Origin of the sequence: Bradyrhizobium betae, from assembly GCF_004123905.1 — a bacterium.
GTDB classification, from domain to species: domain Bacteria; phylum Pseudomonadota; class Alphaproteobacteria; order Rhizobiales; family Xanthobacteraceae; genus Bradyrhizobium; species Bradyrhizobium betae_A.
This window is the reverse complement of sequence record NZ_MZXW01000045.1, coordinates 1-22,474: the sequence shown is the minus strand read 5'-3', so window position 1 is coordinate 22,474 and position 22,474 is coordinate 1. Positions and strand designations below refer to the sequence as shown.

The following is a 22,474-nucleotide window of genomic DNA, read 5'->3' as shown; positions in this document are numbered from 1 at the left end:
CCGATGGGGATTTTACAGGGCGGGCGAGGAGGGCGCTAGAGCGCACCGGTGGGGTGGAATTGGGGCGAATGTGTTACCGGCTGCGAACGTGCCATTGTATTGGTTAGCGCGGGGCTAGCCGCGCCGGGGCCGGCGGACTGCCCTCACATTGCCGCGATCTCCGCCACCGCAATAGAAGCGGTCGCCGCCGTCGGACTCCAGGCCCGAGACCATGGTCCCCGCGGGCAGGTCGAGCTGCTCCAGCACCTTGCCGGTCTCGGGGTCGATCCGCCTGATGTCGCTATCCTCGCCTTCCCAGGTGCCGTGCCAGAGCTCGCCGTCGACCCACGTCACCCCGGTCACGAAGCGTTTGCTCTCGATGGTGCGGAGCACCGCGCCGGTCTCCGGATCGATCTGGTGGATCTTGCGCTCGCGATATTGGCCGACCCAAAGCGAGCCTTCCGCCCAGGCCAATCCGGAATCGCCGCCACCGCCTGGCGCCGGGATCGTGCCGAGCACCTTGCCGGTGGCGGCGTCGATCTTCTGGATGCGGTCCTCGGCGATCTGGAACAGGTGCCGGCCGTCGAACGCCGTGCCCGCATGCGCGGCGACGTCGATCGAGCGCGCGATCTTGCCGCTGGCGGGATCGACCGCATTCAATTTGTCGCCGGATGCGAACCAGACATGGCTGCCGTCATAGGTGACGCCGTGCACGTTCTCGACGCCGGGAAAAGGCCCGTACTCCCTGACGATCTCGGCGGCTGAACGCTTCATGTCTTCATCCTTGTAAGGTGATGCATCCTACGTCTTCAGGAGCGGTCCGGGGAGTAACAAGCCTGTCGGGAAACCCGGGACGGGCGGGGTCATCCAGCGCCGCGCGCGGCCATGTCCGAACGACTGCACCTTGTTCGATCGCGCCAGCTCCTCGAGCGCCCGCTGCACCGTGCGCGGGCTGGTTCCCAGCGCCAGCGCGAGCGCGGAGCTCGACCACGGCTCGCCGTCGGAGAGGAAGGCGAGGACCGAGGCGTGCTTCTCCTCGACCGGCCGCGCCAGCACGAGGACGTCGCGCGTCTTGCGCGGCGACAGCACAAAACCCTGCTTGGTCGCGCTGACATCGGCCAGCGGTTTGAGTTTTGTGCGCAGCCGCCCGATCTCGACGCGCAACCGTGCGCGGTGGGATTCATCGACGTGCCTTGCTTGAAACGCACCTGAGATCAACGCCTCGCGCGAGACATCTGCGGGCCATGCCTGCGCCAGCAGACGGGCGAGCGCGAACAGCACCGGCCGGGTTCCGAGCGAGACGACAACGCCTTGCCTGCGCACGACATGATGGAAGGTGTCCAAGACCAGCGCTGTCGAGGTCGCCAGTCTTTCGATCTCCCCGAGCAACAACGGGTGCTCGCTGCCGCGCGCGATCAGGCGCGCCGCCGGCGTGTCGAGGATGAGCCTTGCGCTGTCGACCTCGGCCAGGAGCGCCGGGATTTTCGCCTGCCGCGCTGCTGTTGCCGCGAGGTCGAGCGCCGCGCGCGCGTCTTTGGTTTTCAGCCGCCGGATGGCGATGCCGGCGACCACGAGCTCGCGGACGACTTGGGAGGCAGGCGGCAGCGGGGAGGCGCCGAGCTCGGCCAGCGTGCGCTCGGCGTCGTCGGGGCGGCCGACGAGGAGCAGGCGGCGCGCTTCGATATGGCCTGCATGCGCCGCATTGGCGAGATCGCCGTGCCTTTCGAGTGCGGCGCGCGCGGCCGCGAGCGTTTTCACCGGCCAGTTCAGGTCGCGCGAGACCAGCGCGATCTCGGCTTCCGCCACCACGCATCTTGCGCGCGCAACCGCCTCGCGCGGGCCGAAGGCGCGCGCGGCGCTCCGCAGCAGCGTCTTGGCCTTGGCGAGATCGCCAAGCTGGGCCATCGCGATGCCGCGTAGCGCCAGCGACGGGGCATCGTTGCGCAACGCCACACGATTCAGCGCACCGAGCGGATCGCCGGCCTCGAGCGCCCGCGCCGCGGCGGTGATCAGCGATTCCATGTCAATCCCGCCACACTTGTTACTCCCACCGCGCAACCGCTTGGTGCCAGAAATCGTTGACGGCCGACACTGTGCGGTGAGCAAGAGGTTTGGAGAACCATGATGACTTCAGCAGAAAAAGCAGGAACTAACGCCGCCATGCAGACACCGCCGGTGGTGTCGCCGCAGGACTGGGAGGCAGCCCGTCAGCAACTGCTCGTCAAGGAAAAGGCGCATACCCGTGCCCGCGACGCCCTCGCCGCCGAGCGCCGGCGCATGCCGTGGATGGAAGTCACCAAAACCTATGCGTTCGAGGGGCCCGGCGGCAAGGTCAGTCTGGTTGATCTGTTCCAGGGCCGGCGGCAGCTGATCGTCTACCGCGCCTTCTTCGAGCCAGGCGTGTTCGGCTGGCCCGATCACGCCTGCCGCGGCTGCTCCATGGTGGCCGACCAGGTCGCCCATGTCTCGCATCTGAACGCCCGCGACACCACGCTGGTGTTCGCCTCACGTGCGCCGCAGGCCGACATCGCCAGGCTGAAGCAGCGGATGGGCTGGACCATGCCATGGGTCACCGTCACAGACAGTTTCGATGCCGATTTCGGCGTCGACGAATGGCACGGAACCAACGTGTTCTACCGCGACGGTGACCGCGTCTTCCGCACCTACTTCATCAAGAGCCGCGGCGACGAGCAGATGGGCGGCACCTGGAACTACCTCGACATCACGCCGCTCGGCCGCCAGGAGGTCTGGGAGGACTCGCCAAAAGGCTATCCGCAGACGCCGACCTACAAATGGTGGAACTGGCACGACAGCTACGCGGAAGGTGCCGCGCCCGACAAGAAGTGGGTCGAGATCTCGGACGCCGGCGAGAAGGCGTTTCGCGAAGAGGCGGCGGAAGGCCGTGACTAGTCCCGCCAGCGCAACTGCCGGTGCGAGCCGCGATGGCGTGGTGGCCGCGCGCCACCTCGCCAGATGGCTGGCGTTAGCGGCCACGCCGACCTTCGCGATCATGGCCGTGTTGACGGCCATGATCGGCGGTGGCTCGGCGGACATGCTGTGCGCCGCCGGACATGGGTCTGTGCTCGGCGGGATGGTGCCGATGTATCTGCTGATGAGCGCGTTTCATTCGGCAGCGTGGCTGAGGCTGATCTCGGAGCGGCGAAGGGCGGTCGGCCGTTAAGACGGCCGCCGCATCACCGCGGCTGCATCGCGTCGCTCTCGTTGAAGAACATGACCATCAGGGTCTCATCGTAGTATCGGCCGGCAAACTTCAGCGCCTTCACTCCGCGGCCGTATTCGATGAAGCCGGCCGCCGCGTAGAGGCGTAGGGCGGGCACGTTCTCGCTGACGACGACGAGCTGGAGCTGCTCGACGCGCTCCGCGGCGTGCGCTGCGACCGCGTTGACGAGCAGTCTTCCCGTGCCGGATTTCCGCGCCTCGGGCCGCACAAACATCCCCCAAAGCACTCCCTTGTGCGCGGTCTTCGCACCGTCCTCGCGATAGAATCCGGCGGTGCCGACGAGTTCGTCTGCGATGAACGCGCCGAACACATCCGACATCGTGAGGCGCTCCTCGAACCAGGCGAGGGGTTTTTCCTGCTCGCGTTCGAGCGTGCTGCCAAAGGCTTCGGGATGCGCCGCGAGAGCCTCCAGCCTGATCGCGCGGTAGAGAGCTGCGTCGGCGGGTGTGAGCAGTCTGATCATGGCTATGCGAGATGTGCCAGCGGAAGGGGCGCGCCAGCCTTCAGCGTCTGGATCGCGATGCTGCTGCGCACCTCCCGCACGATCGGCAGGTTCAGCAGCTTGTCGACGAGGAAGCGCTGATAGTCCTCAAGCTCGGGCACGACGATTTCGAGGAGGTAGTCGGCCTCCCCGGAGACGAGGTGACAGGCGACGACCTCGGGCATGGCAACGACGGTCCTTTCGAAGCTCAGCGCCTGGTCGTTGGCATGGCCGTTGATCTTGACGCCGAGGAAGGCGGAGAAGCCGAGCCCGAGGCGGCCACGCCGCAAGGTGGCGCGGTAGCCGTCGATATAGCCGTCCCGCTCCAGCCGCCGCAACCGCCGCAGGCAGGGTGACGGCGACAATCCGACCTTGTCCGCCAGTTCGATGTTGCTCAATCGTGCATTGGTCTGGAGTTCGGTGACGATGCGCCGGTCGATCGCATCCAGCTCGCATTTTGGCATGAACGGCATCCTGTGGGATCGAGAAGGGCGCAATATTGCGCCCGAGCCGCCAAGACTAGCCCAGTTCGCAAGGACATGCCGCGGTTTTCCGTGGGATGGCTTGCTCCGACCTTGTTGATGGAGTGAGCCGTGACCGAACGCCCGACCATCGCGCCTCTGCTGGAGGCTGTCGATCGCTACTTCACGCTGATGTACGACAATGACGTTTCGCAGTTCGACCGCGTCTTTGCGCCGACTGCGCAGCTCCACGGATTTCGCGACGCTGAACTGCGGATCCTGCCCGTTCGCGACTACAGGACGATGCTGGCCTCGACCGCGTCGCCCAAATCGAAGAATGCCCCGCGCCTTCAGGAGATATTGCTCGTTGATCTGGCGTCGTCGGCGCAGGCCATGGTGAAGGTTCGCGTTCGGATCGATGCGCTCCAGTACGTCGATTATCTGGCGTATCACTGCATCAATCGGACCTGGCTGATCACCGCGAAATCGTTCCACGTGGAGCGACGGCATGAGCCGGCGAGCACCTCGTGACGCCGCAATCTTACTGTCCACCCACCGCCAGCAGATAAGCAACCACCTTGGCCGCTTCGTCGGCCGAGACGCCGCCATAGGGCTGCATCTTGTTGCCGGACACGACCTCGTCCGGCTTGATCAGGAAGCGGGTGAGCTTGTCCTGGTCCCAGACGAAGCCGGCTTCTTTCATCGACGGCGAGTAGTTGTAGTTCGGCAGCGCGCCGGCCTTGCGTCCCAGAATCTTGTTGAGGTTGGGGCCGAGACGATTGTCGCCCTCCTTCACCGAGTGGCAGGTGCGGCAGGAATTGTTGAAGGCCTGCTGGGCCGCTTCGTCGTTCGCCGGCTGCTGCGCGAGAGAGGAGGGGGCGGACAGAAGCAGCGTCAACGCGCCGGCGCCCGCGATCGCGCGCAGCCGTACGGACGTTGGCGGGCGTGTTTGCATCTGCGCCTCCATCGGAGATCGCGCCGCAACACGCGGGCGCGCCGGGATGTCGAGGGCAAACGAAAACGGCCCCGGTGGGTTCCGGGGCCGTTTGCGTCACAATGTCCTGTCGCGTTAGCGCGTCGCGTCGCCGAGGTCGGCGCGGCGCTCGGTCATCGGCAGCACGATCACCTTGGTGCCGACGTTGACGCGGGAATAGAGGTCGCTGACGTCGTCATTGGTCAGGCGGATGCAGCCGGAGGAGACGTGCTTGCCGATCGTGTCGGGGGCGTTGGTGCCGTGGATGCGGTATATGGTGCCGCCGAGATACATGGCGCGGGCGCCGAGCGGGTTGCCGGGGCCGCCGGCCATGTGGCGCGGCAGATAGGGCTGACGGGCGATCATCTCAGGCGGCGGGGTCCAATCCGGCCACTCGGCCTTCTTGGTCACCGACTGGGTGCCGGACCAGGTGAAGCCGTCGCGACCGACGCCGATGCCGTAGCGGACGGCCTGGCCGCTGCCGAGCACGTAATAGAGATAGGTGTTGGGGGTATCGATGATGATCGTGCCCGGGGCCTCACGCGTCGCGTAGGAGACGGTCTGGCGGCGGAAGCGGGCCGGCATCTCGACTGCGTCCTGATCCTCGGATGGCGCAGCCTGATAAGGCTGGTAAGGCTGCGGTGCGGCCATCGGCGGCAGCGGCTGGAAGAAGGGGAAGAGCTGCACCGGCGCGGCCTTGGCCGGACCTGCGAACGCGATGGCCGAGATCGCGACTGCGCCGAAAGCAACGGCGCGCGAGTACGTCTTGAACGTGTCCAGATCGAACATTGGTCGCCCCTGTTTGCTTTGGTGTTTCTTAGGTCACCCCGGCACCGTTTCGGTGCTCCGTTGCCTAATTCACTAACGACAAAAAGTTTCGGGACGTTTGCGCGGAAAACCGAAAACGGTTTCGTCGCGGAAAGGATTGTTTCATGACAGTTTCGTGGCCGCCTGGGCTTGTTAACGAACAAAACAGCGGGCCGACACTTCTGTGACGTCACACGCCTGAAATATCCGTGGTTGATGGTCCTAAGCCGAGAATCATCAAACTCTCGGGATTTCCCCATGCGGGTATTAATAGCGACTGACGCCTGGCATCCGCAGGTCAACGGTGTGGTCCGGACGCTGACCTCGCTGGCCGCTGCCGCCAAGGCGCTCGACGTCGAGATCGACTTCCTCACGCCGGAGGGCTTTCCGTCCTGGCCGCTGCCGACCTATCCGGGCCTGCGCATCGCGCTGCCGAGCCGCAAGGAGATCACGCGGCGGATCGAGAAGGCGACGCCGGAAGCGCTGCACATCGCGACCGAAGGCCCGATCGGCTGGGCTGCGCGCGCCTATTGCCGCCGCAATGGGCTCGCCTTCACGACGTCCTATACGACGCGCTTTCCGGAATACGTGTCGGTGCGGACCGGCATCCCTGATGCCGTCGGCTATGCCGTGCTGCGCCACTTCCACGATGCCGCCGCCATGACCATGGTGGCGACGCCCTCGCTGCGGCAGGAGCTCGCCGGACGCGGCTTCAAGCGCCTCGGCTTCTGGGGGCGAGGCGTCAACACCGAGCTGTTTCATCCCGATCATCCTGCCAAGCTCGACCTGCCGGGCCCGATCTTCATGACCATGGGCCGCGTGGCGGTGGAGAAAAATCTTGAAGCATTCCTCTCGCTCGACCTGCCCGGCACCAAGGTCGTCGTCGGCGACGGCCCGCAGAAGGCGGCGCTCGAGAAGAAGTATCCCGATGCCGTTTTCCTCGGCGAGAAGAAGGGCGCGGATCTGACCGCGCATCTCGCCGCGGCTGACGTGTTCGTCTTCCCGAGCCTGACCGACACCTTTGGCGTGGTGCAGCTCGAGGCGCTCGCCTGCGGCACGCCGGTTGCGGCGTTCCCGGTCACGGGCCCCAAGGACGTCATCGCCGATCACCCGATCGGTGCGATCGACCACGATCTGCGTACCGCGTGCCTGCGCGCCCTCACCATGTCGCGCGAGACCTGCCGCAACTTCGCGCTGGAGCGCTCCTGGGAGAACAGCGCGCGCCAGTTCGTCGGTAACCTCACCTCACTTCAGCCCAGCCGTGCCTTGCGCGCCTCGCCCGTCATGGCGCGGCGGCCGGTGCGCGGTTGACCCTTACGTCTTGACCCACAGCGAGAACCTCATCGATGGCTAAGATCATGAACCTTGACGGAACCCAGCAACTCGACCTCACCCGTGGCACGGTCGAGCAGGCCTATGATCGCTGGGCGCCCGTCTATGACCTCGTGTTCGGCGGCGTGTTCGCCAAGGGCCGCGCAGCGGCGATCGCAGCCACCAACAAGATCGGCGGCCGCGTGCTCGAGGTCGGCGTCGGCACCGGCATTTCGCTGCCGCTCTACGCCCCGCACCTGCGCATCTTCGGCACCGACATCTCGGAAGCGATGCTCGACAAGGCGCGCCAGCGTGTCACCGAGGGCAATCTGAAGAACGTCGAGGGCCTCGCGGTGATGGATGCCGAGAAGCTCGAATTCCCCGACAATTCGTTCGACGTCGTGATGGCGCAATATGTCGTCACCGCCGTGCCGAATCCGGAAGTGGCGCTGGACGAATTCGCCCGCGTGCTGCGCCCGGGCGGCGAGCTGATCATCCTCACCCGCGTGAGCGCCGACACCGGCGTGCGCCGCTTCATCGAGCAGAAGCTCCAGCCGGTGGTGCGCCCGCTCGGCTTCCGCACTGCCGAGTTCGCCTGGTCGCGTTATGCCAAGTGGCTGTCCGGTGCGAAGGGAATCGAGCTCGCCGAGCGCCGTCTGATTCCGCCGCTCGGCCATTTCTCGCTGGTGCGCTTCCGCAAGGTCGACGTCGCCAAGGCGGCCTGAGCAAGGCTGTGTCAGAGCGGCGGTTCGATCCGCCGCTCACGCGTTCCCGTGCGTCATCGCGCCGCTGCACATCGTCACATGACAAAATGATGATGTCATACGACCTACATCGAATCCCTGTAAATCCTGAACCCGAAAGCATTTTGGGGGAGAGCATGATCAAGAATTATCTCGAGCAGCTGCGAATCCAGCGCTGGGACGACCATCGCTACTATCACCACAGCCGCATCAATCAGAGCCTGCACTTCGTCAGCGCGCTGAGCTTCCTCTTCGCCTATGTCTGGCTGTTCGTCGATCCGATGCTCTCGGCGCTGGTCGGCTGGCTGGTCTCGATGACCTCGCGCCAGGCCGGTCACTTCTTCTTCGAGCCGCACGATTACGACCACATCAACCAGGCGACGCACGAGTACAAGGAAGACATCAAGGTCGGCTACAACCTTCAGCGCAAGGTGGTGCTGATGGCGATCTGGGCGTTGTCGCCGCTGGTGCTGTTCGTCGATCCGACGCTGTTCGGCCTGTTCACGCCCTGGGCGAGCGCGACCGACTTCATGCGGCAGGTTGCAAAAATCTGGCTCGTGATCGGCGGCGGCGGCCTGCTGTTCCGCACCGTGCACCTGTTCTTCATCCGCGACGTCGAGACCGGTCTTGTCTGGATGACCAAGATCCTGACCGATCCGTTCCATGACCTGATGCTTTACCGCAGTGCGCCGCTGGCGCTGATGCGCGGCGAGCTGATGGATCCCGGCCTGCACCTCAACCCCGAGCACACGCTGGGCCTCATCTCCGAGTCCACGCTCGAAGAGCAGCACGCCTGATCCGGCTCTCGCCCAGATCCAACATTCCGATGTCTGATGGTTACGTCATGCCCGGCCTCGTGCCGGGCATCCACGTCTTGGGGGCTGCTTACGCGGTGCTTCCTTCACCTCTCCCCGCGTGCGGGGAGAGGTCGCATTTGCGCGAAGCGCAAATGCGGGTGAGGGGGGCTCTCCGCGGGGGGGCTGCTAGCAGGGTGTCCGCCAACTCTCACCGCGCGCGCGGAGAGTCCCCCTCACCCCGACCCTCTCCCCGCGAGCGGGGCGAGGGGGAAGCGCGGGCGGTGTTCGGGGAAAAGGCTGCGACCTCAGCGGCCAAAACGCTTGGCCAGCATCTCTTTCAAAATCTGCCGCTTGATGTTCTTGTTGGTGAGCACGCCGTCGTGCCACCAGAAGCCGTCGGCCTTCATCTTCTCCGCCGCTCGAACGAAGCGCTCGGCGACTTCGGTGAAGTCGGCGTCGGTGTAGTTCAGGCTGAAGATCAGCCGTCCGGTGCCGACCCAGCTCAGCGACAGGCCTTCGGCGCGCAGATAGTATTGCAGCATCCAGTTGTAGCGGGACGGGGTGGTGTATTTCACCGTCCAGATCGACGAGAAGTTGGCGAAGCGGACCGGCAGGTCGGCGTCGGTCATCATCTGGTTGAGCTTTTCGGCGCGGCCGTTCCAGGTGGCGTCCAGCCCGTCATAGATGGCGCGGAAGTTCGGGGAGGCCAAGCGGCTCAGGAACTCGTCCATCGCCGTCATGACGTAGGGATGCGAGTTGAAGGTGCCGCGGGCGAAACAGATGTCGGCGGGGCGATCGTCGTTGAAGCGGCGCATCAGCTCGCGCTTGCCGCAGACCACGCCGACCGGCAGGCCGCCGGCGAGGCTCTTGCCGTAGGTCACCATGTCGGCCTTGACGCCAAAATATTCCTGGGCGCCGCCGGCGGCGAGACGGAAGCCGACGAAGACTTCGTCGAAGATCAGCACGATGCCGCGCTCGGTGCAGACGGCACGCAGCTTCTTGAGCCATTCCGTGTACGCCGCGCGATCAAAGTTGCCGCCGCGGGAGGAATCGACCAGCGAAGAATCGCCGGGCGCGTTGCCGTTCGGATGCAGGCCTTGCAGCGGATTGACCAGCACGCAGGCGATGTCCTTGCGCGTGCGCAGCACGTGCAGCGTCTTCTCCGACATTTCGGCCAGGGTGTAGGTCTCGTGCGCGGCGATCGGATTGCCGACGCCGGGCTGCACGTCGCCCCACCAGCCGTGATAGGCGCCGGCGAAACGGACCAGATGCGTGCGCTTGGTGTGGTAGCGCGCCAGCCGCACCGCTTGCATGACGGCTTCGGTGCCGGACATGTGGAAGGAGACTTCGTCGAGGCCGGAGATCTGGCAGAGCCGTTGCACGTTATCGAGGATGACGGGATGGTAGGGGCCGAGCACCGGACCGAGCGCATGCGCCCGCTTCTCGGAGCCCTCGATGCACTCCTTGTAGAAATCGTTGCCGAAGATGTTGACGCCGTAGGACCCCGTGAGATCGTAGGACGTGTTGCCGTCGACATCCGTGACGGTGACCCCGCTGGACGATTCCATGAAGGTCGAGGTGCCCAGATGCTCGCGGACGAGACGCGAGAACTGGAACGGCACGCGGTAGGTTTCGGTGAAGTGCAGGTCGGAGATTTTTTCCGCCGCTTCCTTCGTCATCGCGCGGCCCTTGGGGTAGCGCCCGGCGTAGAGGCTGGCGAGGCGGAAGAAGGCCTCCTTGCGCTGCGTCACCACATGATCAGGCGCGCCGTCGCAGCCGAAGTACTTGTCGCCCTCGAACTCGTAGAACGGGAGCAGCTTTGCCACCCGGCGCGACATCTTGGAGTGCCCGGCGAGCGAGCGGTGCTTGGCGCGGGACAATGCGAGCCGCGCCTTGAGCTTCGGGAAGGCGGCGGCAGCGGACGCTGCGGCGGCCACGGAAAATGAGAGAATCGGGAGTGTCGTTTCCATGACAACAAGCGCTAATACTGCGAGCTGACAGATTCATGACAGTCAAAGCCCTCATCGCCTCTTTCACCCAGCAGGAAGACCTCAACTTCCTGTTGACCAACCGCATCCCCCGCGCGGCCCTGACCCGCTTCATGGGCTGGTTCTCCAAGATCGAGAACCCGCTCGTTCGGGACGGCTCGATCGCGCTGTGGAAGCTGTTCTCCGACCTCGATTTGTCGGAGGCGCGCAAGACCCACTTCAAGAGCCTGCACGACTGCTTCACCCGGGAGCTCAAGCCGGGCCTGCGGCCGTTCGACCCGGATCCGGCGATCGTTGCCAGTCCCTCGGACGGCATCGTCGGCGCCCATGGAAGGATTGCCGACACCGAGCTGTTCCAGGTCAAGGGCGCGCCCTATTCGCTGCTCGACCTGCTCGGCGATTCCGCGCTGGTCGATCAGCACCGCAACGGAAGCTTTGTCACGCTGCGGCTGACGTCGAGCATGTATCACCGCTTCCATGCACCCTTTGACGCGCATATCGAGCGGGTCACGCTGATCCATGGCGACGTCTGGAACGTCAATCCGATCGCGCTGAAGCGGGTCGAGCGCCTGTTCTGCAAGAACGAGCGCGCGGTGATCCGCACGCATTTGTCGACTGGCGAAGCGGTGACGCTCGTGCCGGTCGCGGCGATCCTGGTCGCGAGCATCCGCCTGCACTTCCTCGACATGGTGCTGAACGCGCAGACGAAGGGCCCGGTGAATTTCCCCTGCGACGTCAACGTGACCAAGGGCGAGGAGCTCGGCTGGTTCGAGCACGGCTCGACCATCATCATCCTGGCGCCCGGCGATTTCGCGTTCTGCGACGGCATTGCCGAGGGTACACGTATTCGCGCAGGTCAAGCGCTGTTGAAGCGAAACTAGCCTTCAATCCGCCGTCCCCGCCGCCTATATCGTCAGCGGGGACGATTCTAAGACGACGGATTTGATGATGGCGCGGGCGCCGGTCATGGCGGCGGGTGGTATTGTGCTGCGGCGTGGTTCGCCGCCGCTGATTGCGGTCGTGCGCCAGCGCAAGCGCAACGAATGGGTTCTGCCCAAGGGCAAGCTCGACGACGGCGAGACGCCGAAGCAAGCCGCGCACCGCGAGGTGCTGGAAGAGACCGGCCACGAGGTCGCCATCCACGAGTTTCTGGGCACGCTCGTCTATCAGTCCGGCGGTCGCTCCAAGGTCGTGCATTTCTGGCGGATGGAAGCCAATGGCGGTCCGGTCCGCAAGCTGATGAACGACATCAAGGCGGTGGACTGGGTGACGCTGGACGAGGCGCTCGCGCGCCTGTCGCGCGAATATGAGCGCACGTTCCTGACGCAAATCGGCCCGATCGCGCTTGCGGCGGCGGGGCTGGTGCCTGTGGCGGCTCCGGAGGCGATGCCCGTTCCCGAACCGACGTTGCCATTGGCGGCCGACGACATCGATGCAGCCTTGCACACGCTGACGCCGGCCGAAGCGGCATCCGTCGACGAGTTGCGGCATGGGTTGTTGCAGAAGGTGAAGGCCTGGCTGCGCGGCGAGGCGTGAGCTTTTCCGTTCCTCTCTCTCCACGTCGTCATTGCGAGCGCAGCGAAGCAATCCAGAATCTTTCCGCGGAGGGACTCTGGATTGCTTCGCTGCGCTCGCAATGACAGAGAACAACGAGCGCGTCCTCCAACTATCGCTGCTTCTTCTCCTTCGGAGCGGGCGCGGGCCTGCGTGGTGCGGCGGGGCGTTGGGCACCGGGCAGGCGCTGCTGCAAGCCGGGCCGGCGCGGTGCAACGCCTTGTTGCGGCTGGACGGCCGGCTGCGCACCGGGCTGGCCCGGCTGCAATCCGGTGCGCGGCGTTTGTGGCTGCGGTGTCGTGCCCGGCTGCGACGGCGTGACCGCTCCGGGCTGAGCCGGAGTCTGTCCGTTTCGTTGCGGCTGTGTCGCGCCGCCGGATTGCGTGCCTCGTCCGGTGCGCGGTGTACCTGCAGGCTGTCCCGCACCTTGTTGTTGCCTCTGTTGCTGCTGCCCCTGGCCTGCGCGCGGCGTGCCCGGCTGCGCGGCGCCGCCTTGTCCTTGCCGCTGCGGCGGTTGCGCTCCCTGGCGACCCGGTGTCCCCGGCTGCTGCTGACCCGGACGGTTGTTCGGACCGGGCTGGCCGTTCGGCCGCTGCGGTTGCTGAGCCGGCGCCGTCGTCGGCCGCAATTGCTGCTGCTGAGGCGGCTGGGCCGGCCGTGGAATGCGGCTGATCGCGGCCGGATTGGCGCGGCGGAAATCGCGCTGCTCGGTGACGATCTGGCGGCCCGTGGTTTGCGCCAGATGCACCTGGCTGACGAAGCCACGGTCGCGCGCGATCTGCTGCGCGGGAATCGTGATCGGCACGGCCGCAAAGCGCATGCCGCCTGTGCCGCCCGCGCCCGGGCGGATCGCAAAGCCGCTCGCGCCTTGCGTCAGTGCGCCGAGCCGCGTGCCGCTGCTACGGTCGTTGACCTCGATATGGCCGACCCGGCCGTCAGCGTCGGGATAGAGTTTTACGTTGACGTTATTCGTGGTGTTCGCGGTCGCGTTCTCGGGCACGTCGACGACGCCGGTGGTGCCGCGGATGCCGAGTGTCGCGGTCGGCGTCGCGATCTTCATGTCGCCGGTCTTCGCCACGGCCGCCGCAACGAAGGCGACGGTGCCCTTGCCGATGTCGAAGATTGCCGAATTCTGCTTGCCGCCGTCCTCATAGACGTAATTGTCGATGGTGATCCTGGCGCTGGCGGAGAGATTGAACGTGGTCGCATCGTTGAAGGTGATGCCGAGCGAGGAGCTCGACGAGGTCTGCACGACGTCGTTGAGATAGATGTCGTCGCGCACTTTCAGCGGATAGGAGTTCTTGTCGCGGATCACGGTGGCGATCCCCGTGACGGTCGCGACGTTGCCGATCGGCTCGACGGCGGCAGGTTGTGCGTCTGCCGCGGGTGTTGGCGTGGCGGCGGGCGCCGGGGAGGGTGCAGGCGTTGGCTGTACTTGCGGCTGCACCTGCGCAAGCTCGATTGTCTCGGAGACAGATGCAGCGTTCGCGCCGGCCAGCGGCAACGCCAGCAGCGGAACAGCAAACACGAAGCGGCGCCAAGCCACTATCAAAGCCACGAATGAGGTCCCGGTGAGAACGTGAGGCGAGGTCTGCCGATATCAGCCGCGTCAGGCTGAATGGTGGATGAACATGGTCGCACGGCACCGGTGAACGTTCAAACGCCACGTCCCGGTGTCAGGGACGTGGCGCCATCATTAGAACAAGAAGGCTCGTCAGCCGCGATGCGTCCGGTGTCAGCTCACGCGCTTCCAGGTCTGGCCGCCGCAGAACATGCCGCCGAAGGCGCAACCCTGCACGCGCATCGCATTCGGGCCCTTCATCGCGATCGTCGAGTCGTAGTTGCGGCCGGAGTCGGGATCGTGGATGCGGCCGCTCCACTTCGCGCCGTCGGGCTTCATGTTGATCAGGATGCGCTCGTTGGACTTCTCGGCGTAGCCGCACAGATTGGTGCCGCACTGCTCGACGCGGACATTGCCCTTGTTCTCTTCGGTCGCCCAGACGCCGATCGGCGTGTTGGCGGCTTGCACGGGCGCGACGGCAACCGGAGCCGGGGCGGGCACATAAGCAGGCGCTGCTGCGACCGGAGCAGGAGCCGCGACCGGCGCGGGCTGCGTCGTCGTATCGATAGACGGGGCGGCGGCAATGGTCGCTGCCGGCGCGGCGGGGGCGGCCGGCGCGGTCGCCTGCACCGGCGCCTGCTGCACGGGCTGCTGCTGCACCGGCGCCGGCGCAGGCTGCGCGGTGGTGGCCGGAGCCGGCGCGGTGTCGGAATCATCGTCCTTGGAGCCAAGGCCTTTGAGGTTGATGTTGTTCAGCTTGATCGGCTTGTCAGACAGGCCCGGCGCCACGATGGTCACGCAATTGAGCGAGGCGCAATTGCGCGGCGTCTCGATGCGGATGTGCTGGCCTTCGACCTGGAACGAGATCGAATTGCCGGCATGGGTTGCGGCAGTCGAAGCGAGGAAGAGCGCGGCGGCGATGGTGAGCTTGTTCATGACAACCTCCGAAAAATGTGTGGTCCCGATATGGACGAAGTCGCTGGTGGATGAAGCGTGGTTCGACCCTACGCCGTGCCTCTCCGGCGTTCTGTGATGGACGTCACAACGACTCGCGGGCGCTCGTAAGTGAGTTTTGGGTGAGCCAGCGCACATTCAGCCGGGTTCCTCCCGCGTAATGTTGTCGGGACACAGAGGGAGGCGCCGATGACGCGGCTTGTGACTTCACTTGGCATCGTGATCGCACTGACGGCGATGGCGCCCGCAGCCGAGGCCGGCTCCTATTCCTTCTCGATCGGCGGCCACCGGTTCCACGTCGAGGCGCCGCGCAACTGCCGGTCCGCCTCCTGTGTTTCGGTTTCCGAGCGCAGCCTGCGGTCGAAGGAAGATGTCGACGCGAGACCGGCCCCGCCGCCTGCGCCCGCCCCGGTCGTCCAGGCGCCGCAGCCGGTCTATCCGGTTGCGCCGGTCCGGCCAGCGCAAGCGACGGTCGTCGCTCCGCCACCGGCACCGCCGGCCACTGTCCTTGCCGCCGCGACGTCACAACCTGTCGTGCCGCCGCCGGCGCCAAAACTTGAGGCGCCAAGGATTGAGGCGCTGAGCCCCAATCCGCCGCGGGTTGAGCTGTCGCGCCTTGATTTGCCGAAGACGATTACGCTCGACCGGCCGCGGATGGAGCCGCCGGTCGGCAATCCGGACCCCACGCTTCAGCCGGCCACAACAATTCCGAAACGTAGCGACGACGAGCCTGACTATCTGCCGCTCGGGCAATGGGAGAGCGACGGCGCCAAGAGCATGGTCCGCATCGAACGTTGCGGCCCAGCGCTATGCGGCTACGTCCTGACCGAGAATTCGGGCAAGGGCGAGAGCGTGCTCGTCAACATGAAGCCGAAAGCGCACGACGCGTGGGCCGGCAGCATCTACAGCCGCTCGAGCGGCAACACCTATTATGGGACGATGACGCTGAAGAGTCCCGGCAAGCTCTATGTCGAGGCCTGCGCGATCGGGCGCTTCTGGTGCTCCGGCAACGACTGGACGCGGGTGGAGGGGCAGCCGGACAAGGTGATCACCACGTCGCGGCAGTGGGGCGCTAGGTCGTAGCGGGTACCAAAGTCTCTAGATCATGCCGAGCACGATGGCGCCGACAAAGGCCATGGCGAGGTACGCGGTGACTATGCTCAGTCTCCCGGCGAACGTCATGAGGTGGCTCCCTCCATGCGCGCTGCCTAGCGCGCAGGATCATGGTTAACAGAAACTCTCGATACGAAAAAGTCATCCTTGCTGTCACTCATCTTCGGCAGCAATCGGCGGGCCGCGCCCGGTATGGTTAAAGAACACTGAAATCAACGTGTTGAAGAGTCTTTAAGTAAATTCACCGAACGTGCGTGCATGACGCGCGGAGTTCGTTTGTATCTCGTCGGCTCCATCGTCCTTGTTTCGCTAGCGGGTTGCGGACGCGGCTTTTTCCAGGCCGAACGTGAACCATGGCGGGCCGAGGCCGAAGCCGCATGCCTGAAATCGGGCGCGGTCAAGGAGAGCGCGGACATCGTCCGCATCGAGCCGATCTCCGGCCCGGGCATGTGCGGCGCCGAGTATCCGCTGAAGGTCGCCGCCATCGGTGACGCCTCCAGCAGCTACGGCTTTGCCGATGAGGAATTGCGCCCGCCGGGGAGCGTCGGCAACCAGCCGCGCTGGCCGGTGCAGCCGCAGTCGAATTATCCGCAGGGGCAGAACTATCCGCAGCGCTCGAACTATCCCGAGAGTGCAGTGCGCCAGCCCTCCGGCTACGGCGCGTCATCCGGTCCGATGCCGCTGAATGCACCCGGCGTGGCGCCGCAGGAGGACGAGATCGACCTGCCGCCCGAGGGCACCGATGCTGCGGGTGCGGCGCGCTACATGAATGCGCCGAGCTATCCGGCGCGGTCGGCGGCGCCTTACGCGCAGCCGCCGGCGCAACAGCCGCGCCTTGGCCCTGTGCAAGGCAATCCTGTCGCCGCCGTCGGTCCGGTTGTCGTGAAGCCGACCGCGACGCTGGCCTGTCCGATCGTCTCCGAGCTCGACCGCTGGCTGTCCGACACCGTGCAGCCGTCGGCGATGCGCTGGTTCGGCGCCCGCGTCGCCGAGATCAAGCAGATCTCTGCCTATTCCTGCCGCGGCATGAACGGCAATTCGCACGCCCACATCTCCGAGCATGCCTTCGGCAACGCGCTCGATATCGCTGCCTTCGTGCTCGCCGATGGCCGCCGCATCACCGTGAAGGACGGCTGGCGCGGCATGCCGGAAGAGCAGGGATTTTTGCGCGACGTGCAGTCGGGGGCGTGCGCGCATTTCACCACGGTGCTGGCGCCGGGCTCCAACGTCTATCACTACGATCACATCCACGTGGATCTGATGCGCCGCGCCAGCCGCCGCCTGATCTGCCAGCCCGCCGCAGTCTCCGGCGAGGAAGTCGCCGCGCGAGCGGGCGGGCGCAGTCCTTATGCCAGCACGCGCGATCCGTCCGTGACCGGTTCGCTCGGTGGGCGCAGGAGCAACAAGCGCGAGAAGATCAACGAGGAAGACGAGTTCGCGGACGACTAGGCTTGCCTTGCGAAGATCGACCTCCATCGTCATTGCTTCGTCGCATCAGCGCAAAATTGCTACGCAATTTTGTCGCGAGCTCCTCGCAATGACGAGGAGAGACTGAGATTCATTATGCCCACCGACATCGTCCGCTATCTCACCCATCCGCAGGTGCAAATCGACCCTGATGTGCCCGTGCCGCAATGGGGCCTCAGCCCGATAGGCCGAACGCGCGCCGAGGGGCTTGCGCATGCGGGCTGGCTCGCGAACACCACGCAGATCATCTCCAGCGGCGAGCGCAAGGCGATCGAGACCGCCGAGATCATCGCCATCAGGCTCGGCATCATGATCGAGATCTGCGAGGCCATGCACGAGAATGACCGCTCGGCGACCGGCTTCCTGAAGCCGGCCGAATTCGAAGCAGTCGCCGACCAGTTTTTTGCGCAGCCTTATCTGAGCGTCCGCGGCTGGGAGCGGGCCATCGACGCGCAGTCGCGCATCGTGCGCGAGACCGAGGCGGTGCTGGCACGCAATCGTCCCGGCGATGTTCTCTTCGTCGGCCACGGTGCCGTCGGCACGCTGCTGTTCTGCCACACCGCCGGCCATCCAATCGACCGCGCCCACGATCAGCCGGCCGGCGGCGGCAATTGCTTTGCGTTCATGCGGGATGGACGCGATGTCCTGCATGGGTGGCGCAAGACGGAGGAGATCGGGCGGTAGCTCTACGACGTCATTTCGAGGTCGGCTTCGACGGTGCTGGGACCAGCCCCATGCACAGCTGCACCTCGGCCGGAACGTTGTAGGTGCGCATGATGTAGCGGCTGTCGCGGAGGCCTGACGCCTCACGTTGCACCACGAACATCCAGAGCGCCTGGCCGGCTTCCATCACCAGCTTGCGCCGGGCCAGTGGCATCGAGCCCGGCACTTCAGCGAGCGCGTGTGCAGCGTCGAACTCGCGCAAACGCGTGAGCGCCTGTTCGAGTGTGCGGCCCATCCGGCCAAGCGCCGAGGCCTGTTCCTGGACGATCTCATAATGGAGGATATCGACGGGCGGGCGAAGATCACGAGACATGGCCCGCAATATAATGGCGCAGGACCGGCGCGCGCAACGCGCGGTCCGCTCGCAATTACCTCGCCCGGTACGCCGCCAGGAACATCCGCGTCGCGCTGTCGACCACCTCGGTCATGCGCTCTTCCGACGGCGGCGGCGCGGCCTGGAACACGAAAGGCAGGAACAGTGAGGCCTTGCTCAGTTCCATGAACTGCGATGCCGCGAGGTCGCAATCGTCGATCGCGAGATCGCCGGAGGCGACATGGGCTTTGAGATATTCGGACAGCCGGTTGATGGTCTTGTCCAGCACGCGCAGATAATAGCGGCGGCCGACATCGGGCATGCGCTCGGCGATCGCCATCACGGTGCGGATCGCCGATCCGCCGCCGGGCCGGCAGAGCAGATGGATATAGGCCTGGCCGAACTCCTTCAGCGTGGTCTCGGCATCGCGGGCGGGGTCGAAATTGAACACGACCTGGCCGTGCTGGAGCGCTTCCTGCTCGAGGATGGCTTCGAACAGCGCGCATTTGTCGGCGAAGTACACATAGAGCGTGCCCTTGGAGACCTGCGCCGCGCGCGCGATCTCGCCCATGCTGGCGCCGTCAAAACCCAGATCCATGAACACCTTACGGGCACCGTCCAGAATCTGGCGGCGCTTGGAGCTGTCCTCCTCCTGGATGACGTGCAGACGTTCGCTGGCAGCTACAACCATTGGTTCAGGGTCTCGGAAGGTTTCTGGACGGGTGCCGGACGATGAAACGCAAATAAAGGATTCGGGCCAGTAGGGTCCATGCTCGGGAATATTATGTATATTGACCGAACCGTTCGGTCAATGATATTTGGGATCAGCGAGAGGAGCTGGCCGCAGCGCGGCCGCCCTTGATCGCGCTTTTTTTGGGGAGGCCTTTATGGCCGTATCGAGAGATCAGGCTGCGCGCGTCCTTCGCCAGGAAGCGGTGGAGACGAATTCGGCGAACGCTGACGCTACGGCTGAGACGCCGGTAGCCCTCGCCGAGCAGTTGCGCTCTCATGTGGCCGAGGAAACCAAGCGCCGCACCGGCGAGGCTCCGGAGAAGCCCGTGACGGACAAGCCGGCCCCGACCGCACCCGCCGCTGCCGCGCCAAAATCCGGCAAGCGCAAATTCGTCATGATGGGGATCGGCCTGGTGCTGGCGCTCGCGGCCGCCAGCTATGCCGGCTATTACACACTGGTCGGCCGCTTCTATGTCTCGACCGACGATGCCTATGTCCGCGCCAACAACACCATGCTGGGTGCGCGCGTGGCCGGCCACATCTCCTCGGTCCTTGCCGGCGATAACTCCACGGTGCGCGCCGGCGACGTCATCTTCCGCATCGACGACGGCGACTACAAGATCGCGGTCGATGCCGCCGCGACCCGGATCGCGACCCAGCAGGCCACCATCAATCGCATCGGCCGCCAGATCGCTGCGCTTGACAGCCAGGTCGCGCAGGCCAAGGCGCAGCTCGTCTCCGCCGAAGCCGGCCTCAAGCGCGCCGATCTCGACTATGAGCGCCAGCAGGCGCTGAGCAGCAAGGGCTTCGCCTCGCGCGCCACCTTCGAGAGCTCGGAAGCCGGACGCGACCAGGGCGCCGCTGCGGTCAAGGCTGCGCAGGCCGCCTACGACGTCGCCGTCAGCAATGTCGACGTCACCAGGGCGCAGCAGGCCGAAGCACAGGCGCAGCTCGCCGAGCTGAAGACCACGCTCGCCAAGGCCGAGCGCGACCTCGCCTTCACGGCGGTGCGCGCGCCGGTCGATGGCACGTTCTCGAACCGCCTGGTCAACGCCGGCGACTTCATCGCGGTCGGCCAGCGCCTCGGCAACGTCGTGCCGCTCGACGACGTCTATATCGACGCCAACTTCAAGGAAACGCAGCTCAAGCGCATCCGTCCGGGCCAGCCCGTGACGATCAAGGTCGATGCCTATGGCATGCGCAAGTTCTCAGGGATCGTCGACAGCATCGCCGCGGGCTCCGGCTCGGTGTTCACGCTGCTGCCGCCCGACAACGCCACCGGCAACTTCACCAAGATCGTGCAGCGCGTGCCGGTGCGCATCCGCGTGCCGAAGTCGGTGGCGAAGCAGAACCTGCTCCGTGCCGGCATGTCGGTCTATGCGACTGTCGACACCAACAAGGGCGCGCCCGACGCCGACAGCGAGATCGATCTCGACGATCCCACCATGGTCCATCCGCAGTAAGCGCGCGTTCTGAGCGCTACGAGGTCAGACCATGGCCAACGCCACGACTGCTTCCCCCGCCATGATGGCGAACCCCGCTTCGGAGCGCATCGCGCCGAAGCGGCTGTTCGCCTTCATCATCATGGTGTTCGGGATGTTCATGTCGATCCTGGACATCCAGATCGTCTCGGCCTCGCTGAGCGAAATCCAGGCCGGATTGTCGGCGAGCTCCAGCGAAGTCTCCTGGGTGCAGACCGCCTATCTGATCGCCGAAGTCATTGCGATCCCGCTATCGGGGTTTTTGTCGCGCGCCCTCGGTACGCGGCTGCTGTTCGCGATCTCGGCCGCCGGCTTCACGGTCTCGAGCCTGCTCTGCGGCTTCGCCACCACCATCGAGGAGATGATCCTCTGGCGAGCGCTCCAGGGCTTCCTCGGCGCCGGCATGATCCCGACGGTGTTCGCTTCGGCCTATACGGTGTTCCCGCGCTCGAAATTCCACATCGTCGGTCCCATCATCGGGCTTGTTGCGACCTTGGCTCCAACGATCGGCCCGACCGTCGGCGGCTACATCACTGATTTGATGTCGTGGAACTGGCTGTTCTTCATCAACGTCGTGCCCGGCATCGCCATCACGCTCGGGGTGATCGCGCTGGTTGATTTCGACGAGCCGCATTTCGAATTGCTCGATCGCTTCGACTGGTGGGGCCTGCTGTTCATGGCCGGCTTCCTCGGCACGCTGGAATATGTGCTGGAGGAAGGTCCGCAATATGAATGGATGCAGGACACGTCGGTCGCGATCTGCGCCTGGATCGGCGCGATCTCGGCGATCGCCTTCTTCTGGCGCGTGTTCACGGCGGCCGAGCCGATCGTCAATTTGCGCACCTTCTCCAACCGCAATTTCGCGATCGGCTGCGTCCTCCAGTTCTGCATCGGCATCGGCCTCTACGGCCTCACCTACATCTATCCGCGCTATCTCGCGGAAGTGCGCGGCTACAGCGCGCTGATGATCGGCGAGACCATGTTCGTCTCGGGCATCACCATGTTCCTGGTCGCGCCGCTGGTCGGCCGGCTCATGGTCAAGCTCGACATGCGCTACATGATCGCGTTCGGCCTCATCGTGTTCGCGATCGGCTCCTACCAGATGACCTGGATCACCCGCGACTACGACTTCTACGAACTGCTCGTGCCGCAGATCCTGCGCGGCATCGGCATGATGTTCGCGATGGTGCCGACCAACAACATCGCGCTCGGCACGCTGGCGCCCGACCGGGTAAAGAACGCGAGCGGCCTGTTCAACCTGATGCGCAATCTCGGCGGTGCGGTCGGCCTTGCCGTCATCAACACCGTGCTCAACGACCGCACCGACCTCCACATCACGCGCCTGCAGGAACGCGTGACCTGGGGCAACGCCACCGCGACCGAAACCCTGACCATGCTGATGCAGAAGTTCCAGGGGCTCGGCGATTCCACGCTGATGGCGATGAAGCAGCTCAGCCAGATCGTGCACCGCCAGGCCGTGGTGATGAGCTTTGGCGATGCCTTCTTCGTGTTGACGGTGTTCTATCTCGGCCTCAGCCTCTTGGTCATGCTGCTGAAAAAGCCGGCCTCGCTGGCCGGCGGCGGCGACGCGCACTAGGCGGCTATGGCGTTGGGCGAGCCGTACACTCGATGTCATCGCCCGGCTTGATGTTCAGACCGGGGACATAGCTGACGGTTGTTCGGACACATCACTGACAGTTTGACCGCGGGTCAAGTCGATTGAGCCGACCTGCCAGCTGGCAAAGAAGACACCGTAACGGCCGTCGCGGTCGAGCGGCCTGACGGCCAGCTGCTC

Annotated in this window: 24 protein-coding genes and 1 pseudogene; 13 read left to right on the top strand and 12 right to left on the bottom strand. The window is 65.3% G+C overall.

All coding sequences use genetic code 11. From position 1 onward, the window contains the following. Window positions 1-114: 114 nt before the first annotated feature. Both B5V03_RS31500 and B5V03_RS31495 read right to left on the bottom strand, forming a co-directional pair. The gene (locus tag B5V03_RS31500) at window positions 115-753 is read right to left on the bottom strand and encodes a Vgb family protein (RefSeq protein WP_129274296.1); all 639 of its coding nucleotides are present in this window, start codon (window positions 751-753) and stop codon (window positions 115-117) included. Between the two features lie 27 nt (window positions 754-780). Further along, window positions 781-2,001, bottom strand: coding sequence for a helix-turn-helix domain-containing protein (locus tag B5V03_RS31495; protein ID WP_129274295.1), 1,221 nt, complete (start codon window positions 1,999-2,001; stop codon window positions 781-783). A gap of 99 nt (window positions 2,002-2,100) precedes the next feature. Here B5V03_RS31495 and B5V03_RS31490 point away from each other — a divergent pair, with 99 nt between their 5' ends. Next, a complete protein-coding gene (locus tag B5V03_RS31490) occupies window positions 2,101-2,889 on the top strand; it encodes a DUF899 domain-containing protein (protein ID WP_129274294.1) in 789 nt (262 codons plus the stop codon). Beyond that, entirely contained in the window at window positions 2,882-3,160 is a 279-nt protein-coding gene (locus B5V03_RS31485) for a hypothetical protein (RefSeq protein ID WP_129274293.1), read from the top strand. The genes B5V03_RS31490 and B5V03_RS31485 overlap by 8 nt, the downstream gene beginning before the upstream one ends. A gap of 13 nt (window positions 3,161-3,173) precedes the next feature. Here the strand turns inward: B5V03_RS31485 and B5V03_RS31480 are convergent, their stop codons facing one another. Together B5V03_RS31480 and B5V03_RS31475 are read right to left on the bottom strand one after the other, a co-directional pair. Continuing rightward, on the bottom strand, window positions 3,174-3,683 hold the full coding sequence (locus tag B5V03_RS31480) for a GNAT family N-acetyltransferase (protein WP_129274292.1): 510 nt from the start codon (window positions 3,681-3,683) through the stop codon (window positions 3,174-3,176). 2 nt (window positions 3,684-3,685) lie between these two features. Next, window positions 3,686-4,165: an Lrp/AsnC family transcriptional regulator gene (locus B5V03_RS31475; RefSeq protein WP_129274291.1), complete on the bottom strand. Its 480-nt coding sequence runs from the start codon at window positions 4,163-4,165 to the stop codon at window positions 3,686-3,688. A gap of 129 nt (window positions 4,166-4,294) precedes the next feature. On the opposite strand from B5V03_RS31475, the gene B5V03_RS31470 reads away from it, so the two are divergent. Continuing rightward, window positions 4,295-4,693 carry a nuclear transport factor 2 family protein gene (locus tag B5V03_RS31470; RefSeq protein WP_129274290.1) on the top strand — a complete coding sequence of 133 codons (399 nt, stop codon included), beginning with the start codon at window positions 4,295-4,297 and terminating at the stop codon, window positions 4,691-4,693. 10 nt (window positions 4,694-4,703) lie between these two features. Here the strand turns inward: B5V03_RS31470 and B5V03_RS31465 are convergent, their stop codons facing one another. Both B5V03_RS31465 and B5V03_RS31460 read right to left on the bottom strand, forming a co-directional pair. Beyond that, window positions 4,704-5,129: a c-type cytochrome gene (locus B5V03_RS31465; RefSeq protein WP_129274289.1), complete on the bottom strand. Its 426-nt coding sequence runs from the start codon at window positions 5,127-5,129 to the stop codon at window positions 4,704-4,706. A 102-nt stretch (window positions 5,130-5,231) separates the two neighbouring features. Beyond that, window positions 5,232-5,924, bottom strand: coding sequence for a L,D-transpeptidase (locus B5V03_RS31460; RefSeq protein ID WP_129274288.1), 693 nt, complete (start codon window positions 5,922-5,924; stop codon window positions 5,232-5,234). A gap of 276 nt (window positions 5,925-6,200) precedes the next feature. Here B5V03_RS31460 and B5V03_RS31455 point away from each other — a divergent pair, with 276 nt between their 5' ends. The 3 genes from B5V03_RS31455 (at window position 6,201) to B5V03_RS31445 (ending at window position 8,793) form a co-directional block, all read left to right on the top strand. Next, window positions 6,201-7,253 carry a glycosyltransferase family 4 protein gene (locus B5V03_RS31455; protein WP_164988417.1) on the top strand — a complete coding sequence of 351 codons (1,053 nt, stop codon included), beginning with the start codon at window positions 6,201-6,203 and terminating at the stop codon, window positions 7,251-7,253. 35 nt (window positions 7,254-7,288) lie between these two features. Next, window positions 7,289-7,978 (top strand): class I SAM-dependent methyltransferase, encoded by a 690-nt coding sequence (locus tag B5V03_RS31450; RefSeq protein ID WP_129274286.1) that lies wholly within the window; start codon window positions 7,289-7,291, stop codon window positions 7,976-7,978. Window positions 7,979-8,133: 155 nt separating this feature from the next. Beyond that, on the top strand, window positions 8,134-8,793 hold the full coding sequence (locus tag B5V03_RS31445) for a hypothetical protein (protein WP_129274285.1): 660 nt from the start codon (window positions 8,134-8,136) through the stop codon (window positions 8,791-8,793). Between the two features lie 305 nt (window positions 8,794-9,098). Here the strand turns inward: B5V03_RS31445 and B5V03_RS31440 are convergent, their stop codons facing one another. Next, on the bottom strand, window positions 9,099-10,763 hold the full coding sequence (locus B5V03_RS31440) for an aminotransferase class III-fold pyridoxal phosphate-dependent enzyme (protein WP_129274284.1): 1,665 nt from the start codon (window positions 10,761-10,763) through the stop codon (window positions 9,099-9,101). A 35-nt stretch (window positions 10,764-10,798) separates the two neighbouring features. On the opposite strand from B5V03_RS31440, the gene asd reads away from it, so the two are divergent. Together asd and B5V03_RS31430 are read left to right on the top strand one after the other, a co-directional pair. After that, window positions 10,799-11,662, top strand: coding sequence for an archaetidylserine decarboxylase (gene asd, locus B5V03_RS31435; RefSeq protein ID WP_129274283.1), 864 nt, complete (start codon window positions 10,799-10,801; stop codon window positions 11,660-11,662). A gap of 67 nt (window positions 11,663-11,729) precedes the next feature. After that, window positions 11,730-12,317, top strand: a complete 588-nt coding sequence (locus B5V03_RS31430) for an NUDIX hydrolase (RefSeq protein WP_129274282.1) — start codon at window positions 11,730-11,732, stop codon at window positions 12,315-12,317. A 130-nt stretch (window positions 12,318-12,447) separates the two neighbouring features. On the opposite strand, the gene B5V03_RS31425 is transcribed toward B5V03_RS31430, so the two are convergent. Next, on the bottom strand, window positions 12,448-13,884 hold the full coding sequence (locus B5V03_RS31425) for a FecR domain-containing protein (RefSeq protein WP_164988421.1): 1,437 nt from the start codon (window positions 13,882-13,884) through the stop codon (window positions 12,448-12,450). A 186-nt stretch (window positions 13,885-14,070) separates the two neighbouring features. After that, the gene (locus B5V03_RS31420; RefSeq protein ID WP_129274280.1) at window positions 14,071-14,832 is read right to left on the bottom strand and encodes a DUF2147 domain-containing protein; all 762 of its coding nucleotides are present in this window, start codon (window positions 14,830-14,832) and stop codon (window positions 14,071-14,073) included. A gap of 207 nt (window positions 14,833-15,039) precedes the next feature. On the opposite strand from B5V03_RS31420, the gene B5V03_RS31415 reads away from it, so the two are divergent. The 3 genes from B5V03_RS31415 to B5V03_RS31405 all read left to right on the top strand — a co-directional run bounded on the left by B5V03_RS31415 (window position 15,040) and on the right by B5V03_RS31405 (window position 18,114). Further along, a complete protein-coding gene (locus tag B5V03_RS31415) occupies window positions 15,040-15,933 on the top strand; it encodes a DUF2147 domain-containing protein (RefSeq protein WP_129274279.1) in 894 nt (297 codons plus the stop codon). Window positions 15,934-16,221: 288 nt separating this feature from the next. Beyond that, window positions 16,222-17,412, top strand: coding sequence for an extensin-like domain-containing protein (locus B5V03_RS31410; RefSeq protein ID WP_129274278.1), 1,191 nt, complete (start codon window positions 16,222-16,224; stop codon window positions 17,410-17,412). A 114-nt stretch (window positions 17,413-17,526) separates the two neighbouring features. Continuing rightward, entirely contained in the window at window positions 17,527-18,114 is a 588-nt protein-coding gene (locus tag B5V03_RS31405) for a histidine phosphatase family protein (protein WP_129274277.1), read from the top strand. Between the two features lie 10 nt (window positions 18,115-18,124). Here B5V03_RS31405 and B5V03_RS31400 read toward each other — a convergent pair whose 3' ends face one another. Both B5V03_RS31400 and B5V03_RS31395 read right to left on the bottom strand, forming a co-directional pair. After that, window positions 18,125-18,466: a DUF6665 family protein gene (locus tag B5V03_RS31400; protein WP_129274276.1), complete on the bottom strand. Its 342-nt coding sequence runs from the start codon at window positions 18,464-18,466 to the stop codon at window positions 18,125-18,127. A 55-nt stretch (window positions 18,467-18,521) separates the two neighbouring features. Next, on the bottom strand, window positions 18,522-19,157 hold the full coding sequence (locus tag B5V03_RS31395; RefSeq protein WP_129274275.1) for a TetR/AcrR family transcriptional regulator: 636 nt from the start codon (window positions 19,155-19,157) through the stop codon (window positions 18,522-18,524). A gap of 196 nt (window positions 19,158-19,353) precedes the next feature. Here B5V03_RS31395 and B5V03_RS31390 point away from each other — a divergent pair, with 196 nt between their 5' ends. Beyond that, window positions 19,354-20,661: an HlyD family secretion protein gene (locus tag B5V03_RS31390; RefSeq protein WP_129274274.1), complete on the top strand. Its 1,308-nt coding sequence runs from the start codon at window positions 19,354-19,356 to the stop codon at window positions 20,659-20,661. 31 nt (window positions 20,662-20,692) lie between these two features. Then, window positions 20,693-22,276, top strand: a complete 1,584-nt coding sequence (locus B5V03_RS31385; RefSeq protein WP_129274273.1) for a DHA2 family efflux MFS transporter permease subunit — start codon at window positions 20,693-20,695, stop codon at window positions 22,274-22,276. Window positions 22,277-22,330: 54 nt separating this feature from the next. Here the strand turns inward: B5V03_RS31385 and B5V03_RS42525 are convergent. After that, window positions 22,331-22,474: pseudogene (locus B5V03_RS42525) on the bottom strand (IS481 family transposase); the annotation flags it as partial.

What these genes read in the sequence shown, in the direction of transcription:
- B5V03_RS31410 (WP_129274278.1), top strand. Translation starts at nt 16,222, where the DNA reads ATGACGCGCGGAGTTCGTTTGTATCTCGTCGGCTCCATCGTCCTTGTT.
- B5V03_RS31440 (WP_129274284.1), bottom strand. Translation starts at nt 10,763, where the DNA reads ATGGAAACGACACTCCCGATTCTCTCATTTTCCGTGGCCGCCGCAGCG.
- B5V03_RS31390 (WP_129274274.1), top strand. Translation starts at nt 19,354, where the DNA reads ATGGCCGTATCGAGAGATCAGGCTGCGCGCGTCCTTCGCCAGGAAGCG.
- B5V03_RS31415 (WP_129274279.1), top strand. Translation starts at nt 15,040, where the DNA reads ATGACGCGGCTTGTGACTTCACTTGGCATCGTGATCGCACTGACGGCG.
- B5V03_RS31405 (WP_129274277.1), top strand. Translation starts at nt 17,527, where the DNA reads ATGCCCACCGACATCGTCCGCTATCTCACCCATCCGCAGGTGCAAATC.
- B5V03_RS31450 (WP_129274286.1), top strand. Translation starts at nt 7,289, where the DNA reads ATGGCTAAGATCATGAACCTTGACGGAACCCAGCAACTCGACCTCACC.
- B5V03_RS31490 (WP_129274294.1), top strand. Translation starts at nt 2,101, where the DNA reads ATGATGACTTCAGCAGAAAAAGCAGGAACTAACGCCGCCATGCAGACA.
- B5V03_RS31500 (WP_129274296.1), bottom strand. Translation starts at nt 753, where the DNA reads ATGAAGCGTTCAGCCGCCGAGATCGTCAGGGAGTACGGGCCTTTTCCC.
- B5V03_RS31395 (WP_129274275.1), bottom strand. Translation starts at nt 19,157, where the DNA reads ATGGTTGTAGCTGCCAGCGAACGTCTGCACGTCATCCAGGAGGAGGAC.
- B5V03_RS31460 (WP_129274288.1), bottom strand. Translation starts at nt 5,924, where the DNA reads ATGTTCGATCTGGACACGTTCAAGACGTACTCGCGCGCCGTTGCTTTC.
- B5V03_RS31480 (WP_129274292.1), bottom strand. Translation starts at nt 3,683, where the DNA reads ATGATCAGACTGCTCACACCCGCCGACGCAGCTCTCTACCGCGCGATC.
- B5V03_RS31445 (WP_129274285.1), top strand. Translation starts at nt 8,134, where the DNA reads ATGATCAAGAATTATCTCGAGCAGCTGCGAATCCAGCGCTGGGACGAC.
- B5V03_RS31455 (WP_164988417.1), top strand. Translation starts at nt 6,201, where the DNA reads ATGCGGGTATTAATAGCGACTGACGCCTGGCATCCGCAGGTCAACGGT.
- B5V03_RS31385 (WP_129274273.1), top strand. Translation starts at nt 20,693, where the DNA reads ATGGCCAACGCCACGACTGCTTCCCCCGCCATGATGGCGAACCCCGCT.
- B5V03_RS31475 (WP_129274291.1), bottom strand. Translation starts at nt 4,165, where the DNA reads ATGCCAAAATGCGAGCTGGATGCGATCGACCGGCGCATCGTCACCGAA.
- B5V03_RS31400 (WP_129274276.1), bottom strand. Translation starts at nt 18,466, where the DNA reads ATGTCTCGTGATCTTCGCCCGCCCGTCGATATCCTCCATTATGAGATC.
- B5V03_RS31430 (WP_129274282.1), top strand. Translation starts at nt 11,730, where the DNA reads ATGGCGCGGGCGCCGGTCATGGCGGCGGGTGGTATTGTGCTGCGGCGT.
- B5V03_RS31465 (WP_129274289.1), bottom strand. Translation starts at nt 5,129, where the DNA reads ATGGAGGCGCAGATGCAAACACGCCCGCCAACGTCCGTACGGCTGCGC.
- B5V03_RS31420 (WP_129274280.1), bottom strand. Translation starts at nt 14,832, where the DNA reads ATGAACAAGCTCACCATCGCCGCCGCGCTCTTCCTCGCTTCGACTGCC.
- asd (WP_129274283.1), top strand. Translation starts at nt 10,799, where the DNA reads ATGACAGTCAAAGCCCTCATCGCCTCTTTCACCCAGCAGGAAGACCTC.
- B5V03_RS31495 (WP_129274295.1), bottom strand. Translation starts at nt 2,001, where the DNA reads ATGGAATCGCTGATCACCGCCGCGGCGCGGGCGCTCGAGGCCGGCGAT.